Source organism: Xanthomonas sp. NCPPB 4037, assembly GCF_041475695.2.
Taxonomy (GTDB): Bacteria; Pseudomonadota; Gammaproteobacteria; order Xanthomonadales; family Xanthomonadaceae; genus Xanthomonas; species Xanthomonas campestris.
The window spans coordinates 5,067,501-5,085,767 of sequence record NZ_CM191261.1 but is presented as its reverse complement, the minus strand read 5'-3'; the positions used below and the strand labels follow the sequence as shown (position 1 = coordinate 5,085,767).

12 protein-coding genes, 2 other RNA genes and 1 pseudogene (1 of these 15 cut by a window edge) are annotated in these 18,267 nt (G+C 67.2%); 9 read left to right on the top strand and 6 right to left on the bottom strand.

The genetic code is table 11. The annotated features are described in order from the left end of the window. Window positions 1–236 precede the first annotated feature (236 nt). On the bottom strand, window positions 237–431 hold the full coding sequence (locus ACCQ01_RS22300; protein WP_372358839.1) for a hypothetical protein: 195 nt from the start codon (window positions 429–431) through the stop codon (window positions 237–239). Between the two features lie 498 nt (window positions 432–929). Between ACCQ01_RS22300 and ACCQ01_RS22295 the strand changes: the two genes are divergently transcribed. Continuing rightward, a complete protein-coding gene (locus ACCQ01_RS22295) occupies window positions 930–4,943 on the top strand; it encodes an SbcC/MukB-like Walker B domain-containing protein (protein WP_228434204.1) in 4,014 nt (1,337 codons plus the stop codon). A 445-nt stretch (window positions 4,944–5,388) separates the two neighbouring features. Next, window positions 5,389–7,449, top strand: a complete 2,061-nt coding sequence (locus tag ACCQ01_RS22290) for a TonB-dependent siderophore receptor (protein WP_228434205.1) — start codon at window positions 5,389–5,391, stop codon at window positions 7,447–7,449. A gap of 43 nt (window positions 7,450–7,492) precedes the next feature. Here the strand turns inward: ACCQ01_RS22290 and ACCQ01_RS22285 are convergent, their stop codons facing one another. The 3 genes and pseudogenes from ACCQ01_RS22285 to ACCQ01_RS22275 form a co-directional block, all read right to left on the bottom strand. Beyond that, a complete protein-coding gene (locus ACCQ01_RS22285; protein WP_228434206.1) occupies window positions 7,493–8,266 on the bottom strand; it encodes a sulfite exporter TauE/SafE family protein in 774 nt (257 codons plus the stop codon). A 305-nt stretch (window positions 8,267–8,571) separates the two neighbouring features. Beyond that, a non-coding RNA gene (locus ACCQ01_RS22280) (sX9 sRNA) lies at window positions 8,572–8,646 on the bottom strand. A 95-nt stretch (window positions 8,647–8,741) separates the two neighbouring features. Continuing rightward, window positions 8,742–8,929, bottom strand: a pseudogene (locus tag ACCQ01_RS22275) (hypothetical protein); the annotation flags it as partial. Window positions 8,930–9,343: 414 nt separating this feature from the next. On the opposite strand from ACCQ01_RS22275, the gene ACCQ01_RS22270 reads away from it, so the two are divergent. From ACCQ01_RS22270 to ACCQ01_RS22260, 3 genes are all read left to right on the top strand, one after another. Beyond that, entirely contained in the window at window positions 9,344–9,733 is a 390-nt protein-coding gene (locus ACCQ01_RS22270) for a YchJ family protein (RefSeq protein ID WP_228434207.1), read from the top strand. A gap of 242 nt (window positions 9,734–9,975) precedes the next feature. Next, entirely contained in the window at window positions 9,976–10,194 is a 219-nt protein-coding gene (locus ACCQ01_RS22265; RefSeq protein ID WP_228434208.1) for a hypothetical protein, read from the top strand. 187 nt (window positions 10,195–10,381) lie between these two features. Beyond that, window positions 10,382–12,541 carry a lytic murein transglycosylase gene (locus ACCQ01_RS22260; protein ID WP_228434209.1) on the top strand — a complete coding sequence of 720 codons (2,160 nt, stop codon included), beginning with the start codon at window positions 10,382–10,384 and terminating at the stop codon, window positions 12,539–12,541. A 25-nt stretch (window positions 12,542–12,566) separates the two neighbouring features. Here the strand turns inward: ACCQ01_RS22260 and ACCQ01_RS22255 are convergent. Then, window positions 12,567–13,365 (bottom strand): IS5 family transposase gene (locus ACCQ01_RS22255; RefSeq protein ID WP_372358808.1). Its coding sequence is split into 2 segments (ribosomal slippage): window positions 12,567–13,095 and window positions 13,094–13,365, totalling 801 coding nucleotides; the frame shifts between segments, so codons are not numbered across the junction. 586 nt (window positions 13,366–13,951) lie between these two features. Between ACCQ01_RS22255 and ACCQ01_RS22250 the strand changes: the two genes are divergently transcribed. The 4 genes from ACCQ01_RS22250 (at window position 13,952) to ACCQ01_RS22235 (ending at window position 17,929) form a co-directional block, all read left to right on the top strand. After that, window positions 13,952–15,214, top strand: a complete 1,263-nt coding sequence (locus ACCQ01_RS22250) for a TCR/Tet family MFS transporter (protein ID WP_228434303.1) — start codon at window positions 13,952–13,954, stop codon at window positions 15,212–15,214. Window positions 15,215–15,309: 95 nt separating this feature from the next. Continuing rightward, window positions 15,310–15,903, top strand: coding sequence for a biliverdin-producing heme oxygenase (locus ACCQ01_RS22245; protein WP_228434304.1), 594 nt, complete (start codon window positions 15,310–15,312; stop codon window positions 15,901–15,903). Beyond that, entirely contained in the window at window positions 15,900–17,804 is a 1,905-nt protein-coding gene (bphP, locus tag ACCQ01_RS22240; RefSeq protein ID WP_228434305.1) for a bacteriophytochrome BphP, read from the top strand. The genes ACCQ01_RS22245 and bphP overlap by 4 nt, the downstream gene beginning before the upstream one ends. Before the next feature lie 55 nt (window positions 17,805–17,859). Then, window positions 17,860–17,929: non-coding RNA, sX9 sRNA (locus tag ACCQ01_RS22235), on the top strand. Window positions 17,930–18,114: 185 nt separating this feature from the next. On the opposite strand, the gene ACCQ01_RS22230 is transcribed toward ACCQ01_RS22235, so the two are convergent. Further along, window positions 18,115–18,267: the final stretch of a benzoate/H(+) symporter BenE family transporter gene (locus ACCQ01_RS22230; protein ID WP_228434306.1), read on the bottom strand. Its footprint extends 1,032 nt past the window's final position; only the last 153 of its 1,185 coding nucleotides appear in the window; its start codon lies beyond the right edge, outside the window; the stop codon is at window positions 18,115–18,117.

Here is an 18,267-nt window from a genome sequence, read left to right as displayed (position 1 = left end):
TGAGGGTACGGCGTTGGGCGATGGTTGGTTTGTTGTGGGCTGTGGGTTGTGGGTTTGCTTGAGGTTGGGTGGAGTAGAGCGAAGCAAGGCTTTCACGCCCTTGCGGGCGCGAGTCACTTTCTTTGCTTGTGCAAATAAAGTAACCAAAGAAACACACCCCGTCCTCGCGCCTTCCGCGCTGCGCGCTCCAGGTGCGCAAGGCCGGCAGAAATTTTTGTAAGGGACATCCCTGTCCCTTACAAAAACGTCGCGCATCCCTGCGCGCCGCCCTGCGGGTTGTATCTGCCGGCCTTGCCGCTGCGGTATGGGGGCCCGGAAAGCAAACTGCGCAAGCAACGGCAACGGCAACGGCAACGGCAACGGCAACGGCAAGGCAACAGCAACAGCAACAGCAACAGCAACAGCGGCAGCAAAAGCGATGGCAATGGCATGGCAATGGCATGGCAAAAACAACGGCAACGGCAGTAGCAGTAGCGGCAAGGACACCAACAACAGCAACAGCGGCGAGAAAAAGAACACGTGAGGTTTTGTAAGAAACGCAGTGGCGTTCGCAGCAGACGTCGATGCAGTCGCAAAGAGCGATGTAGTAACGAAAAATAGCGATGTAGTAACGAAAGACGGTGCAGTGGGCGAGAAGGAGCAGTGGTGGTCGGTTCATGCCAAGCGTGTTGATGGTGCAGACGTTCGAAGAACAAACCTGCTGCCGCGTGTCTTACGGCCGTCGCCTCAACGGCCCAGGGCACCCGCTCTTGTAGGAGCGACCTTGGTCGCGAAGCCGTCCACGCACCCCATCCGTCGTTCTGCCACGCTCGTCCCGCAACACGCAACACGCAACACGCAACACGCAACACCGCACCACAAGAAATGCGTCACCGTTCGTATTGACCTGTCCCTGGTGTCTCTGTCGTTCCGTTTTTGGTGAGTGAGCAATGAATTCCCAGTCCAACCTGTCGCCGGCGTCGCCGGGTGCTTCCTTGTTTGCCGAGACGCTGGCTGAGCAGCGTGCGCAGCAGTTTCGTATGCGGCGGTTGCAGGTGCACAACTGGGGGACGTTCAACGGGTTGACCGAGGTGCCGATCGCGGAGAAGGGCTTCCTGTTCGTGGGGCGGTCCGGGTCTGGCAAGTCGACGTTGCTGGATGCGATGTCGGCATTGTTGACGCCGCCGAGCATCGTGGACTTCAACGCCGCCGCGCGCGAGGCCGAGCGCAGTGGGCGCGACCGTAGCCTGGTGTCGTATGTGCGCGGTGCCTGGGCTGATCAGCAGGACAGCGCGTCCGGTGAGATCGCCACGCAGTACCTGCGCAAGGGCGCGACCTGGACGGCGTTGGTATTGGAGTATCGCAACGCGCAAGGCGAGGCGGTGAGCCTGGTGCGGCTGTTCTGGATCGCCGGCAGCGGCAATGCCGCGGCGGATGTGCGCCGGCATTACATGGTGGTGCCGCGCGCGTTCGATGTGGCCAGCGAACTGGAGGGTTTCGATCTGGATCTGCGCAAGCTCAAGGCGCGGCTGGGCGAGGACGTGGCGCATTTCGACGGGTTCGCCGGCTATGCCGAGCGCTTCCGGCATGCGTTGGGCATCGGCAACGACATGGCACTGCGGCTGCTGCACAAGACCCAGTCAGCGAAGAACCTCGGCGATCTCAACGCCTTCCTGCGTGGCTTCATGCTCGATGAGCCGCGCACCTTCGAAGCGGCAGACCGGCTGGTCGAAGACTTCGCCGAGCTCGATGGTGCGCACCATGCAGTGGTCACCGCGCGACGGCAGGTGGAGACGCTCAGCCCGGCGCGCGAGCACCATGCCGCGCTGATGGCCTTGCGCCGCAGCGTTGGCGATTTGCGTGAATTGCAGCTGGGCGTGGACAGCTACCGCGAGCAACAACGGCTGGCCTTGCTGGAGGCGCGCCTGCAGGAGGTCGACAGCCAGGACCGCGGCCTGGCCGGCGAAGAAGGCCAGCGCCGTGAGTCGTTGGACAACCACGAACAGAAACTGGCCGGGCTGGAGCGCGAACAGCGCGCCGCCGGCGGTGAGCAGATCGAAGAACTCGAACGCGAGCGCGTGCGGGTGGAACGCGAGCGCGATGAGCGCCTGCGTCGCCGTGCGCAGATCGAGCAGGCCTGCCGCCAGCTCGGCACCGCCTTGGCCGCCGGCGCCAGTGGGTTCGCCGCCCAGGTGGCGCATGCGCAGGGCGTGCTCGATGGCGGCAAGCAGCACGCCAGCGCACTGGACGAGGCCATCGCCGAGCGCATGGGCGAACGCCGCGACGACGAGCGCCGCTTTGCCGAGATCCGCGCCGAGCTGGACGTGTTGAAGAAAGCGCCGTCGAGCATGCCCGCACCGATGCAGGCGCTGCGCGCGCGGCTGTGCGACGACACCGGCATTGCCGAATCGGCGCTGCCTTTTGTCGGCGAGCTGTTGCAAGTGCGCGAGGACCAGGTGGCCTGGCGTGGCGCGATCGAGCGCGTGCTGCACGGCTTTGCGCAGTCGCTGCTGGTGGACGAGCGGCATTACGCGCAGGTCAGCGAATGGGTCAACCGCACCCACATCGGCACGCGGCTGGTGTACTTCCGCGTGCGCCGCAATGACGAGCTGCATTCGCGCCGTGTCGATCCCAACGCACTGCCCGGCAAGCTGCAACTGCGCGAGCATGCCTTCACCGAGTGGCTGCGCAACGAGCTCACCCGTCGCTTCGATTACGCCTGCGTGGACAACGCCGCAGCGCTGCGCAATGCCGACCGCGCCATCACCCGCGAAGGGCAGGTCAAGCATCCCGGCGACCGCTACGAAAAGGACGACCGCCACGCCGTCAACGACCGCAAGCGCTGGCTGCTCGGTCACGACAACCGCGACAAGCTCAAGGTCTTCGAGCGCGAAGCGCAGGCCCTGGCCCAGCGCATTGCCAGTTGCGACGCCGACGTGGCCGCGCTGCGCAAGCAACGCGAGCAGGACCAGGAAAAACAGCTGGCCGCGCACACCCTGGTGGAGCGCGACTGGGACGAGATCGACGTCGGCCCCAAGCTGCAACGCCTGAGCGATATCGACGAACAACTGCAACAGCTGCGCGAAGGCGATAGCGGCCTGCGTGCACTGGGCCAGGCGATCGACACCGCGCGCACGCTGCGCGATCAGGCCAAGCGCACGTATGAAGACGTACGGCTTGAGCGCGCGCAGCTGGCACGCGAGCGCGTGCGGCTGGAACAGCAGCAGGCCGCCTGCGCCGGCCGTGCCGGCACCGCTGCGCTTACACCCACGCAGTTGCAGGGCTTGCAGGAGCGCCTGGCTGCGTTGGCCCCGCTGTCGCTGGACAATCTGGAAGCGCATTTCCGTGTGGTCGAACGTGGGCTGGCCGAGCAACTGGCCGAAAGCCAGGGCCGCGACAGCCGGCTCAGCGCGCAGCTGCTCGAATGCTTCCGCCGGTATTGCCAGCAGTGGCCGGAAGACAGCGGCGACTTCACCGTGAGCCTGGCCAGCGCCGACGATTTCCTCGCGCGGCTGGACCGGCTGGAAAGCGATGGCTTGCCGCGTCACGAGCACCGCTTCTTCGACCTGCTGCAGACCCAGAGCAAGAACAATCTGCTTGCCTTGCAGCGCCACACCGCCGAAGCCCACAAGGGCATCAAGCAGCGCATGGACGAGGTCAACGCCAGCCTGGAGCAGGTGCCGTTCAATCGCGACACCATCCTGACCATCGAGGTGAGCGACCGTCGCCTGGCCGAGGTGCAGGAATTCCAGCAGCAGCTACGCGCCGTGTTGTCGCATCAGCAGACCGAAGATCGCGCGTTGGCCGAAGCGCAGTTCGCCACCTTGCGCACGCTGGTGGCGCGGCTTGGCGCGCAGGAGCCGGAGGCGCGGCGCTGGCGCGAGCAGGTACTGGATGTGCGCCTGCATGTGGAATTCATCGGCGTGGAACTGGATGCACAGAGCCGCGCGCAGGTGGAGATCTACCGCAGCGGCGCCGGCAAGTCCGGCGGCCAGCGCCAGAAGCTGGCCACCACCTGCCTGGCGGCCGCGCTGCGGTATCAGCTGGGCGGCGAAGACGGCGAATTGCCGCGCTATTGCGCCGTGGTGCTGGACGAAGCCTTCGACAAGGCCGACAACGAATTCACCGCGCTGGCGATGAACATCTTCGAGAATTTCGGCTTCCAGATGGTGGTGGCCACGCCGCTGAAGTCGGTGATGACGCTGGAGCCCTTCATCGGCGGTGCGTGCTTCGTGGAAATCAGCGGCCGCCACAATTCCGGCGTGTTGTTGATCGAGTACGACGAACAGGCGCAGCGCTTGAAACTGCCAGAGCGCTCGCGTGGGGAAGAAGCGGCGGTGCCGGCCGAACAGGGTGGCGCTGTGGCACCAGGCGAGCGCGCAGAACGTGCTCCGGTGATCGCTGTGGAGTCTGGCGACGCGGCAAGCGTGCACGTAGCGGAGAGCACGGCAGAGTCTGCGCAGGGCGATGCAGCCACGGACGGACACTCGCGCGGCAACACGCGCACACGCGCGGCGGCCACCGCATCGATGGCGGCGCCAGTGCCTGCGCCCGCTGGCAAGCGCAGCACGGCTGCAGCTGCAACACCAGCGCCGGCCGCGCCAGCCACGCGCACGGCGGACGCGTCGAACGGGCAGCGCAAACAGGCTGCAACGCCTGTCACGCCGCCGAAGCCAACCAAGCCGGCGAGCACGCGGTCTGGGTCCTCCGGCAAGCCCGCTGCCAAGCGCACAACCACCGCGAAAGCCGCGGCCGTGCCGAAGGCCTCCAACGCCACGCCGGCCGTTGCGGCCAAGCGCACGGGCAAGGCGCCGAAACGCGTGAGCAAGCCAGCATCAGCTCAGAAGGTGGCCAAACCGGTATCGAAATCCAAGCCCACGGCCAAGCCCGCGACGGCGGCTTCCGCCACGAGCCGCGCTGCGTCCACACGCGGCTCTGCTCCCAAGGCGCGCAGCAAACGCTGAGCGCGGGCCCCGCGACGCGCCACCGGGGCGGTCGCGGGGGCGCGGTGTCTACGCGATGCGGCCGCACACCTGCAGTCGCGCCGCGCCTGCAACGGCGACAGGGATGGACGCGCGCACGCGGGCGTTGCAGCGTTGCCAATGACGCCCGCTGACTGGATGGCACGCCTGTGTCGCACGTCGTGTGCCGCCCCGGCTTCAAGCGAGAGCCGGCCCACGGATACGCCGCCGCTCCAGGCAGGCCACGCCCGCAGCGACACCTGCAGGCTGTCCTGAAGGCTGCAGACACGCACGCACGTCAGGCCTCACGCGGAAGACCTCAGCGTACCCATCAAGCCAACCGCCACCGGCAGGCGCACCTACATCCCGACACGCGCGGATAAGAATCGTTATCATTGATGGCTGGATGTGTCCGCTCTGCGGCGTATCGCCCCAGCAGAAGAGCCCGATGACCCCACTCCCTACGCGTCGCCACCTGTTGTTCGTGTCCCTGGTGGCCGCATTCCCGGCCGCCGCCCAGGAGGCCAGCCTGCTCGACGCCATCGTGGTCAGCGAAAAGCGCGGCCTGTATCGGCCCGAAAAAGCCGCTGGCGCCACCCGTACCCAGACGCCGGTGGAGCGCATTCCGCAGGCCATCCAGGTGGTACCGCGTTCAGTGATCGACGAGCAGCAGCTCACCCGGCTGGTCGATGTGGTGGCCAATGTCTCCAACGTGCAGCCCGGCGGCACGCAGGGCAATCGCTCGGAGACCTTCGTGATCCGTGGCTTCGAAGCGTCTTCGTACGCGGTCGACGGCATCCTGCTCAATCCGGCGCAGAACTTCACCGAAACCGTGCGCGATCTGGCCAATGTCGCGCAGGTGGAAGTGCTCAAAGGCCCGGCGGCAGTGCTGTATGGGCGTGGCGAACCGGGCGGGGTGATCAACCTGGTCACGCTGCGGCCGGACGATACGTTCGGCGGCAACGCCTCGGTGCAGGTGGCCGAGCACGGCCTGCGCCGCGTGCAGTCCAGCATCACCGGGCCGCTGAGCCCCACGCTGTCGGCGCGTCTGAGCGCGGCGGCGCAGCAGACCGGCAGTTTCCGTGACGCCCAGGCCGATGGCGACCGCGTATTTGTGTCGCCGTCGCTGGCGTGGCGGCCGAATGAGCGCATGCGCGCGGATCTGGATATCGAATACACCCGCCAGACCAGCCCGGGCGACCGTGGTCTGGTGGCCATCGACGGAGTGGTGCGTGGCCCGTCGCAGCGCAGCTTCGGCGAGCCGTGGTCGCGCAATCGCGGCACCTCGCGCACGGCCCGCGGGCGTATCGAAGTCGACGCCACCGATTGGCTCACGCTGCGCCAGATCGTCAATCACCAGGACGGCGACAGCGGCCGCGACGTGGCCGACTTCACCGGCTTCAGTGCCGACCGCGCGTTCCTGCAGCGCCGCGCCGTGCGCCAGGACCAGCAGGTGCGCGCCACCACCTCGCAGACCGAAGCGCTGGCGCGTTTCGACACCGGCCCGTTGCGCCATCAGGTCCTGGCCGGTGCCGAATATGTCGATGCGCATCGCCACACCGACGAGGCCCGTGCGCCACTGGCGCGCATCAGCGTGCGCGCTCCGGTGCAGGGCGCCTTGCCGGGCACCTATGTGCCGGCGCGCGAGATCGCCGTCGATGCGCGCTACGCTGCGCTGTACGTGCAGGACCAGATCAGCCTGGGCGAGCGCTGGGCTGTGCTGGCCGGCGTGCGCTGGGACGATGTGCAACAGACCACTGTCGACAACGGTGCGCGTACGCGCGAAGACGGCCGGCGCGCCTCGCCGCGCCTGGGCGTGGTGTGGAAGGCCGCACCGCAGTTGTCGCTGTATGCCAATACTTCCACCTCGTTTCGCCCACGCAGCGCCAGCGTGTTTGCCGGTGGCAGCGCGCCGCCGGAAACCGGCCGCCAGTACGAGCTCGGCATGAAGAGTGCGCTGCTCGACAACCGCGTGCTCGCCACCGTCGCCGCGTTCCAGATCACCAAGGACAATGTCGCCACCGCCGACCCGAACAACGATGGCTTCGTGCTCGTCACCGGCCAGCAGCGCGTGCGCGGACTGGAGCTGGATGTCACCGGCGAACTCACCCCGAACTGGCGCCTGATCCTGGGCGCCGGTTATCTGGACGCGCAGGTCACCCGCGACACCGTCATCGCCACCGGCAACCGCCTGCGTGGCGTGCCACGCGTCAGTGCCAGCCTGTGGAGCACCTACCACGTCGCCAGCGGCCCGCTGTACGGGCTGACGCTAGGCGCGGGCGCCGTGCATGTGGGCGAGCGCGAAGGCGATCTCGCCAACAGCTACCTCATCCCCGGGTACACGCGCTTCGATGCGTCGGCGGCGTATCGCTTCGGCGGCCGCTACCAACTGGCGCTGCTGCTGCGCAACCTCGGCAACCGCTTCTACATCGAACAACCGGTGACGCAAACCACCAACTACCCCGGCGCGCCCCGCACGCTGTCGGCAACGCTGAGCATGGAGTTCTAGGCATCGCATTGGCGAACGGCGCCACGCTGCCGCGGCGTGCGTCTCAGTGCAGCAGGTCCCAGCCCATCTTCCCGATCAATACCACTACCAGCACCAGGAACAACTGCCGGATCAACGGCGTGCCGCCCCGCAATGCCAACCGCGTGCCGGCCACCGCGCCGGCCACGTTGGCCGCGGCCATCGGCACGCCAATCGCCAGCATCACCTGGCCGGTGGGCAGGAAGAACGACAGTGCCGCTAGGTTGGTCGCCAGGTTCACCACCTTGGCCGCAGCCGAGGCGCGCAAAAAATCCAGCCCGAAGAAGCGGATGAACAGGAAGATCAGAAAGCTGCCCGTGCCCGGGCCGAAGAAGCCATCGTAGAAGCCGATCGCCGCGCCCATCGCCAAGGCGGTGACCAACTCGCGGCGGCCGATGGCGCGCGGGCGGTGCAGGGCGCCGAAGTCCTTCTTGATCAGCGTGTAGCCCAGCATTGCGATCAGCAACACCAGAATCAGCGGCCGCACCGCCTGCTTGGGCAGCAGGCTCACCGCCGTCGCACCCAGAAACGAAAACGTAAACGCCGCCGCAGTGGCGTAGAGCACCGGCCGCCACGGAAACCGCACATTGCGCGCATAGCGCCACGCCGATGCACCGGTGCCGAACATCGCACTGAATTTGTTGGTGCCCAGGATCAGTGACGGCGCCTGCTGCGGCAGCGTGGCAAACAGCCCCGGTAACTGGATCAACCCGCCGCCGCCCACCGCCGCATCCACCAGCCCGGCCACGAAGGCGATGCACAGCAGCCACGGCAACTCGGTGGGAACCAGTTCCAGCAAGGCGGCGCTCCGCACGACGGGGGCGACAGCATAGCCGCCGCACTGACGGCGCTCCACGCCGAGTTGCTCGCATGCGTGTCGCGATGTTCTCCGCGCACCGGTCGCGGCAATCACAAGGACAACAACGCCGCTGTTCTGCGTGGCAACAAGCAAGGCGCGCAGCTGCGTACGCCCGTGCTCGGCGATCTACGCTGGCGACTCCCCGTCGCGGTTCAAAAAGCCGTGCGAGGTTGCCGCGGAGCGATTACGGCGCAGGCCGCTGTCCACCGCAAGAATGCGGCGGCGCGCACGCGCGCTGTAAGAGCGGCTAACAAAACGTAGCGAGCAGTCGTCAGGTGGGTGCGGACGGCGCGGAGGAACCGGAATGTACGTGGGTACATGCCGATTCCGAGCACCGGCCGCGCCCGCCTGACGGCTGCGCAGTCATTTTGATAGCTGCTCTAAGCCGGCCAAGGCGTACTCGGCACAAGCCTGCGTCTTCATCCCAATGGTCGTCGATGCAGTTCCAGTAGTCGCGGTGTTCGCGCACCAGGGCAGCCTTGAGCCCCTTGGCCTGCTGCGGCTAGCCATCGGCCTTCACGCGAGTGATCTCGAAGCGCGCGTTGCTGTTGGCATCGGCGCCGTCGGTGCCGTCGACAAGGGGCGCACGCCGACCAGCGCTTTGTTGTTGCGCGCCTGCGCAGCTGTGCAGCAAGCGCGGCCCGGATTAAGACGTAAGCGGTGGTTTTACTGAAGCCCGCCTGCGGAAGAGAGGTAGGCGTGAGAGTAATGCGCGCAGCCTCGCTGATTGCCACGCACAAAGCTACGAGCTACTGCCAAGAACGCCACTACGCAACCTTGCGCGTACGAAGTGACCGAAGACGCGCGCGCAAGGAGCATCACTACAACGTGCGTATCAGTGCCCACTCACGCTCCCGCACACGTCAACTACCAAGTAGAAGCCCGCATCCAATGCCCAATCCCTAATCCCTAATCCCCAATCCCCAATCCCCAATTCCCAATTCCCAATTCCCAATCCCCAATTCCCACCCCAAGTCCCAATTCCCAATTCCCAACCGCAGCCCCCACAATCCCACCATGTCACCGTCCACACCCACCGATCCCTGTCCCTGCGGCCGTGCCGCCGGCTACGCCCAGTGCTGCGGCCAGTACCATGCCGGCGCTGCGGCGCCCGATGCGGAAACGCTGATGCGCGCGCGCTACAGCGCTTATGTCCGCCGCAACGTCGATTACCTGCTGGCGAGCTGGCATCCGTCCACGCGGCCGGCCGAGCTGGCGCTGGACGAAGGCGGCCGCACCACCTGGCTGGGCTTGAACGTGCAGCGCGCCATCACCACCGGCGTGGACACCGCCGAGGTGGTGTTCCTGGCCCGTTACCGCATCGGCGGTGGCAGTGCGGTACGCATGACCGAACACAGCCGGTTCGTGCGCGAGGACGGCCACTGGTATTACCTCGACGCCCGGTAAGGTCGCGCTGACGCACCGACGTCATCGCCCAACGCCGCACCGGCGATCACGGTGCAAGGCCGGCGCGCCACTCGGTCTGCCGGGTCGCCGGTCATTCTGGCAGTCGCGCCCACGTGCCGCGCCAGCCAGCCCCAACCGCCCGACGAACGGCGCCATCCCGCCCGGTTTGTCGACGCCACGTTCGCAGCCGATCCCGGAAGCTTGCCGCGCCGGCGGACTGCGCCGCGGGGCGGGACGGGATCATGGCAACCTTCAATCTCTGGCACTGGCTGCTGCTGGCACTGGTGGTGTTCGCGATCGTGCTGCCGACGCTGGTAGCCGCGGCGATGATCTGGTTCGGCCCCCGTCACGACACCCCGCGCCTGCCACGCAGCGTCCGCCACAGTGGCGACGCCACCGGCGCCACCAGCGCCACCCCAGCCCTGTCGCTGCTGTCGGGCATCACTGGCGACGGCAGCTAAACCAGCGCCGTCGCACCATCACGGCGGCGCAGCCAGCATCACGGCCCCAGCAATACGCCAGACGCCCGCCTGATTCCTGCGCCCCCTGCACGCGCCCCGGCCGTCAGGTTGGCTATGCTCCCCGGCTCGACCCGCCGCACAGGAGCCTTCATCGCATGCCGTTCGTTTTTCTGCCGGCCCTGAGCCCATGACGCCGCTGCGGCGTGCGTTGCCGCTGCTGCTGGGCCTGGTGCCGTTCGCCGCCTGGGCCGACCCCGCATTCGACCGTTGCCTGGCCGGGTTGCAGACCCAGGCCGCCGCCAAGGGTGTGGATGCCGCCAGCTTCCAGCGCTTCACCGCCGGTCTGGCCGCCGACCCCAGCGTGTTGCCGCTGCTGGACGCGCAACCGGAATTCACCACCCCGATCTGGGACTACCTGGCCAGCCTGGTCGATAGCCAGCGCGTGAGCGATGGCCAGGCCATGTTGGTGACCCACCGCGAGCTGCTCACCCGCCTGTCCGAACAAACCGGCGTGGACCCGGCCACCATCGTGGCGGTGTGGGGCGTGGAGAGCGATTACGGCCGCATCACCGGCAAGCGCCCGCTGCTGGTGTCGCTGGCCACGCTGTCGTGCGCCGGCCGCCGCCAGCCGTTCTTCCGCGACGAATTCGTGGCCCTGCTCGGCTTGTTGCAGCAGGGCGACCTGGCGCCCGAGGGGTTGACCGGCTCCTGGGCCGGTGCGTTCGGGCAGACCCAGTTCATGCCGTCCACCTATGCGCGCATCGCCGTCGACGGCGATGGTGATGGCCGCCGCAACCTGGTCGCCAGCATTCCCGACGCGCTGGCCTCCACCGCCAACTATCTGGTCAAGGCCGGCTGGGAACGCGCCCGCCCCTGGGGCATGGAAGTGCGCCTGCCGGCCGGCTTCGACGCCAACAAGGCCGGCCGCACCCGCCGCCAACCGCTGCAGGCCTGGCAGGCCGCCGGCCTGCTCGGCACCGATGGCAAGCCGCTCGCCCCGACCGGGCTGCCGGCCGAGACCGCCGCCGCCCTGTTGTTGCCGGCCGGCCCCACCGGTCCCGCGTTCCTGGTGTTTCGCAACTACGACGCGATCTACGCCTACAACGCCGCCGAAAGCTACGCGCTCTCGATCGCGCTGCTGGCCGATCGCCTGCGCGGTGGCTCCGGCCTGGTCGCCGCCTGGCCCACCGACGATCCCGGCCTGGGCCGGCCCGAACGCCGGCAACTGCAGCAACTGCTGCTGGCCCGCGGCCACCAGATCGGCGAAGCCGATGGCATGGTCGGCACCGCCACCCGCCGCGCCATCCAGGTCGAGCAGACCCGCCTGGGCCTGCAGCCGGCCGATGGCCGCGCCGGCCAACGCATCCTCACCGCCTTGCGCACCGCCCCGCCGGTCACCGGCGCCGCCGTTCGCGGCACCGCGTTCACGCTGCCGGCCGCCTATCCCACATTCGTCCAATCTCCCATCGTCCAGAAGGCATCCCCCATGTCCGACGTCACCGGCCTGCGCACAGGCGACTTCCACGGTTTTCCCTCGCTGCTGATCGACACCCCGTATTCCACCGCGGCGATCAGCCTGTTCGGCGGCCAGCTGCTGTCGTTCGTGCCCAAGGGCGGGCAGGACGTGATGTGGCTGTCGCCCACCGCCAAGCAGCCGCCCACGCCCATCCGCGGCGGCGCACCGGTGTGCTGGCCGTACTTCGGTCGCCAGGATCAGACTGGTGACGTGCCGGCGCACGGCTTTGTCCGCACGGTGCCGTGGCAGCTCACCGAGAGCCGCCGCGAAGACGACGGCACTTTAGTGCTCACGCTCACGCCGCCGACCTTCGATGACCTGGCGCTGCGCCTGCACATGACCCTGCGCATCGGCCGCACGCTCGAACAACGCCTGGTCACCGAAAACGTCAGCAAGGCGCCGGTGCGCTTCACCCAGGCCCTGCACAACTATTTCCGCGTCGGCGACGCGCTCAAGGTGAGCGTGCAGGGCCTGGAAGGGCTGGACTATCTCGACAAGTACGAGAACTACGCCACCGCGCACCGCCAGCAGGGCGACTGGAGCCTGCGCGATCCGCGCGACCCTGGCCGCAGCGACCGCATCTACACCAACGCCGGCGGCCACTACACCCTGACCGACCCGGTGCTGGGCCGCCGCATCGACATCCGCACCGAAGGCAGCCGCTCGCTGGTGGCCTGGAATCCGGGCGAAGACGCCGCCAGCAAGATGGCCGACGTCGGCACCGGCTGGCGCGACTACGTCTGCCTGGAAGCCGCCAACGCCGGCCCGGACGTGATCGAACTGGCGCCCGGCGCCAGCCACACGCTGGGCCAGACCATCAGCGTGGAATAACCGCAAGAATTGCCTAAGAACCTGTTCACGATCTTCTGAGTAATAGGGCCAAGAAGGCCAAATGGATGAACTGCAGGCTGGTGTTGAGTTTGCGCTCGCAGTTCTTCCATAGCCTTCGGTTCTTCTCCAGCCAAGCAAAACTACGTTCGACGATCCATCGCTTGGGCATGACCTTGAAGGTGTGCAGTTCGCTGCGCTTGGCAATCTGCACCGTGAGCTGCTCGCCTAAAATCTCTCGCACGCCGTCGGCGAACCGTACTCCGGTGTAACCGCTGTCGCACAGTAAGCTTCGTACATGCGTCAAGTTTGACTGGCAGCGCTCCAACGCCTGCAGCGCACCTTTGCGGTCGGTCACCTCCGCCGTCGTCACCGCGATTGCATGGGGCAATCCCTGAGTATCAACAGCGACATGCCGCTTGATGCCCGACACCTTCTTGCCCGCGTCATATCCCTTTTGCCCTGCTGTGTCCGTGTTCTTTACGCTCTGCGCGTCCACGATCAAGAACCTGGTGCAGGCGTTGCGCTCCTGTCTGGCGCGGGCCACGCCAACCTGATTTTTTAAGTGCCTGCTCCAGCAGGCTCACTCCCTCATCGTTGCACTCGCTCCACTTGGCAAAGTACGAGTGCACGGTCCGCCACTTCGGAAAGTCGCTGGGGAGCGCTCGCCATTGGCAACCGGTTCGCAGCACGTACAACACTGCGCACCACACCTCATACACATCCACACGGCGTGGCTTGGTGCGCTTACGCGCTTGTTCAAGGATCGGCAGCACGTGTTCGAACTGCTCCCGGCTCATGTCGCTCGGATAGGTTTTTTGGCGCATCCGCATAGTCTGCACTGATCAGGAAAGATCGTGAACAGGTTCTAAGCCACTCTCACAACCCGCGCTGCTTCCCAAGACAGTAACGAGGCAGCAACGACTCCCTTCTCCCATCGGGAGAAGGTGCACCGCAGGGGCGGATGAGGGGACGTGCGAAGCCTGGTGAAGTTGAGTGCACCTGTGGCTTCGCCCCGTACCCTCACCCCAACCCCTCTCCCGGCGGGAGAGGCGCTCTAACTCCATCACGCTGATCTTGCGCCAGACACAGGCCAGGCGCTTCCCTTCTCCCATCGGGAGAAGGTGCGCGAAGGGCGGATGAGGGGACGTGCGAAGCCTGGTGAAGTTTGAGTGCACGTCTGGCTTCGCCCCGTACCCTCACTCCAACCCCTTTCCCGGCGGGAGAGGGGCTCTAACTCCATCACGCTGATCTTGCGCCAGACACAGGCCAGGCGCTTCCTTTCTACCTTCGGGAGAAGGTGCACCGCAGGGGCGGATGAGGGGACGGGGCGTATCAGGCGGCAGCCCATCCCCATGACCCCACTACCCACTCCACCGCTACACTCGCCGCTTCGCCCCTGCGTGCCGCGCGATGTCCATCTCTCCTGATTCCGCATCCGCTCCCGCTCCGGGCCGGCGCCGCGCCGCACTGATCTTCATCTTCATCACCGTGCTGATCGACGTGCTGTCCTTCGGCGTCATCATCCCGGTGCTGCCCGATCTGGTCAGGCAATTCACCGGCGGCGACTACGCGGCCGCAGCCGGCTGGATCGGCTGGTTCGGGTTCCTGTTCGCCGCCATCCAGTTCGTGTGCTCGCCGCTGCAGGGCACTTTGTCCGACCGCTACGGCCGCCGCCCGGTGATCCTGCTGTCGTGCCTGGGGCTGGGCCTGGATTTCATCCTGATGGCACTCGCCCACACCCTGCCGATGCTGCTGCTGGCGCGGGTGATTTCAGGCGTGTGTTCGGCCAGCTTTTCCACCGCCAATGCCTACATCGCCGATGTCACCCCGGCCGACAAGCGCGCCGGCGCGTTCGGCATGCTCGGCGCCGCATTCGGCATTGGCTTTGTCGCCGGCCCGTTGATCGGTGGCTGGCTGGGCAGCATCGGCCTGCGCTGGCCGTTCTGGTTCGCCGCCGGCCTGGCGCTGTTGAACGTGCTGTACGGCTGGTTCGTGCTGCCCGAGTCGCTGCCGTCGGAGCGCCGCACCGCGCGGCTGGACTGGTCGCATGCCAATCCGTTCGGTGCGTTGAAGCTGCTGCGCCGCTACCCGCAGGTGTTCGGCCTGGCCTCGGTGGTGTTCCTGGCCAACCTGGCCCATTACGTCTACCCCAGCATCTTCGTGCTGTTTGCCAGCTACCAGTACCACTGGGGCCCGCGCGAGGTGAGCTGGGTGCTGGCCGGTGTCGGGGTGTGCAGCATCATCGTCAACGCCGTGCTGGTCGGCCGCATCGTGCGCTGGCTGGGTGAGCGGCGCGCGCTGTTGCTCGGGCTGGGCTGCGGCGTGATCGGCTTTGTGATCTACGGCCTGGCCGACAGCGGCCGCACCTTTCTGCTGGGCGTGCCGATCAGTGCCTTCTGGGCGGTTGCCGCCCCGGCTGCGCAAGCCTTGATTACCCGCGAAGTCGGTGCCGACGCCCAGGGCCGCGTGCAGGGCGCGCTCACCAGCCTGGTCAGCCTGGGCGGCATCGCCGGCCCGCTGTTGTTCGCCAATGTCTTTGCCTGGTTCATCGGCAGTGGCGCGCCGCTGCACCTGCCCGGCGCCCCCTGGTTGCTGGCCGGCCTGCTGCTGGCCGCGGGCTGGTTCATGGCCTGGAAGCGGGCAGGGCGCAGCCCGGCACTGGCGCAGGGCTGAAACCAACCGGTTCATGCAGCGGACGCGCCCGCTTTTTGCCTGGCTCGCATGCCCTGCTAGGCTGAGCAGCTTGGCTTTTGACTGTCTTCCTACGCATGCGTTCTGACACCCCGGTTGCCCCGCTTTCGGCTGCGCTCGCGCTGCGGCATGCCACGCAGGAGGCGCACACCCGGGTTGAGGCGGTGCCGCTGATGCAGGCGCTGGGGCAGGGCCACATCGATGCCGATACCTACGCGCAGGTGCTGCGCCGGCATCACCGGCTGCTGGCCGGCTTCGAAGAACAGCTGAGCGACTGGCTGGTGACCCTGGTGGGCAGCGGCTGGCAGTACCGCCGCCGGGTGCCGGCCTTGCGCGAGGATCTGCGCGTGCTCGGCCAACCCGTCGATGCCGCCGTGCCGCCGCCGCCGGCCAGCAGCGAGGCGGTGCGCTGGGGCATGCTGTATGTCATCGAAGGCTCTCAGCTGGGCGGCCGGGTAATCGCACGCATGCTGCGCAAACATCAGCCGGGCCTGGCGCACGCATTGCACTATTTCGAACTGGCCGACGAAGACCCGGCCGGCTGGCGGCGCTTTCAGGCGGTGCTCGAGCAACGCCTGCAGAGCGCCGCGGCGCGTGCTGACGCCATCGCCGGCGCGCAGGCCATGTTTGCCCATTTCCACACCTGCCTGGCAGCGGAGGCACGTCCTTGAGCACTGCAACCAACCCGTTGGACCTGGACGTCTGCGCGCGCGAACCCATCCATATTCCCGGCCTGATCCAGCCCTACGGCGTGTTGCTGGTGATCGACCCCGCCGACGGCCGCATCGTGCAGGCCAGCACCACCGCCGCCGATCTGCTCGGCGTGCCGATGGCCGTGCTGCTTGGCATGCCCTACACCCAGGTGCTGACGCTGCCCGAAGCACAGCCGTTCGCCGTCGATGACCAGCCGCAGCACCTGATGCATGCCGAGGTGCGGTTCCCGCAACGCACCACGCCGCCAGACAGCGCCTGGGTGGCGGCCTGGCATCTGTATCCGCAGCAGTGGCTGGTGGAAATGGAGCCGCGCGATGCACGCCTGCTCGATGTCACCCTGCGCGAGGCGATGCCGCTGCTGCGCAGTGTCGAACGCGACCCCGGCATCGCCGAGGCCGCGGTGCGCGTGGCCAAGGGCCTGCGCAGCCTGATCGGCTTCGACCGCGTGATGATCTACCGCTTCGATGAGGAGTGGAACGGCGACATCATCGCCGAGGCGCGCAAGCCGGAGCTGGAGGCCTATCTCGGCCTGCATTACCCCGCCAGCGACATTCCGGCGCAGGCGCGCGCGCTGTACCTGCGCAACCGGGTTCGCCAGATCGCCGATGTCGGCTACCAGCCGTCGCCGATCCAGCCCACCGTGCACCCGCAGTTGGGCACGCCGGTGGATTTGAGCGATGTGAGCCTGCGCAGCGTCTCGCCGGTGCACCTGGAGTACCTGGCCAACATGGGCGTCACCGCCACGCTGGTCGCCTCCATCGTGGTCAACGATGCGCTGTGGGGGTTGATCTCCTGCCATCACTACAGCCCGCATTTCACCAACCACGCCATGCGCGATGTCACCGATGCGGTGGCGCGCACCTTGGCCGGGCGGATCGGCGCGCTGCAGGCGGTGGCCCGTGCGCGCCTGGAATCGGTGCTACTCACCGTGCGCGAAAAACTCATCACCGACTTCAACGATGCCGAGCACATGACCGTGGCGCTGCTCGACGACATGGCCCCGGACCTGATGGATGTGGTGGACGCCGACGGTGTGGCGATCTTCCACGGCAACGACATCAGCCGCCACGGCACCACCCCGGACGTGGCGGCGCTGCGGCGCATCCGCGATCACATCGAGTCCGAACACCACGAGGCCCTGCGCGAAGATGCGGTCGGCGCGCTGCATGTGGACGCCATCGGCGAGGTCTTCCCCGAGCTCGCCGACCTGGCGCCATTGGCGGCCGGCTTCATCTTCGTGCCGCTGATGCCGCAATCGCGCAGCGCCCTGCTATGGACCCGCCGCGAGCAGATCCAGCAGATCAAATGGGCCGGCAATCCGCAGCTGGCCAAGCTGGAAGACATTCCCAACTCGCGCTTGTCGCCACGCAAGAGTTTCGATCTGTGGCAGCAAACGGTGCGCGGCCGTGCGCGGCGCTGGTCGCCGCTGCATCTGGAATCGGCCCGCAGCCTGCGCGTGCTGATCGAACTGATGGAGCGCAAGCGCTTCCAGCAGGACTTCACCCTGCTGGAAGCCTCGCTCTCACGCCTGCGCGATGGCGTAGCCATCATCGAGCGCGGCACGGCCAACGCCGCGCACCGCCTGCTGTTCGTCAACACCGCCTTTGCCGATGTCTGTGGCAGCGACGTCGCCGAGCTCATCGGGCGTGACCTGCAGACGCTGTACGCCAGCGATGCACCACGCGCCAACGTGGAACTGTTGCAGGATGCGCTGCGCAACGGCCGGGCCGCCTACGTCACCTTGCCGTTGCAGGTGAGCGACGGCGCACCGGTCTATCGCCAGTTCCACCTTGAACCTCTCCCCAGCCCCAGCGGGGTGACCGCGCACTGGTTGTTGCAGCTGCGCGATCCGGAATAAGAGCAGCGATCAAAACGACTGCGCAGCCACCAGGCGGGCGCGGCCGGTGCTCGGGATCGGCATGACTCCGGTTCCTCCGCGCCGTCCGCACCCACCTGACGGCTGCTCGCTACGTGTTATCCGCCGCTCTAAGCCATCGTGCGCAGTGCGCGGGCGCACCCCGAGGCAACGCGGTGGCGAATACGCGCGCAGTCTTCGCGGCATCAAGCGTGGCGGCTTGAAGCTGCAGGACCACCGCCAGCCACATGCCGTGGCGGCAGTGACGTGCGGCACAGGCGCAGCGTCCATGGTGCTGCGCCTGTGCCTTGTCTCAGTGCTGCGGTCGGCGCGGCCGCAAGGCGATCAAGGTGATCGCACCGGCCAGCAAGCCCCAGAACGAGGCCCCGATCCCGCCCAAAGTGAGTCCGGAGGCGGTCACCAGGAAGGTGATCAGCGCCGCCTCGCGCTCCGGCTCCTCGCGCAA

Coding starts and splice junctions, on each gene's coding strand:
- ACCQ01_RS22300 (WP_372358839.1), bottom strand. CDS start 431: ATGCCATTGCCATCGCTTTTGCTGCCGCTGTTGCTGTTGCTGTTGCTG.
- ACCQ01_RS22295 (WP_228434204.1), top strand. CDS start 930: ATGAATTCCCAGTCCAACCTGTCGCCGGCGTCGCCGGGTGCTTCCTTG.
- ACCQ01_RS22290 (WP_228434205.1), top strand. CDS start 5,389: ATGACCCCACTCCCTACGCGTCGCCACCTGTTGTTCGTGTCCCTGGTG.
- ACCQ01_RS22270 (WP_228434207.1), top strand. CDS start 9,344: ATGTCACCGTCCACACCCACCGATCCCTGTCCCTGCGGCCGTGCCGCC.
- ACCQ01_RS22265 (WP_228434208.1), top strand. CDS start 9,976: ATGGCAACCTTCAATCTCTGGCACTGGCTGCTGCTGGCACTGGTGGTG.
- ACCQ01_RS22260 (WP_228434209.1), top strand. CDS start 10,382: ATGACGCCGCTGCGGCGTGCGTTGCCGCTGCTGCTGGGCCTGGTGCCG.
- ACCQ01_RS22250 (WP_228434303.1), top strand. CDS start 13,952: ATGTCCATCTCTCCTGATTCCGCATCCGCTCCCGCTCCGGGCCGGCGC.
- ACCQ01_RS22245 (WP_228434304.1), top strand. CDS start 15,310: ATGCGTTCTGACACCCCGGTTGCCCCGCTTTCGGCTGCGCTCGCGCTG.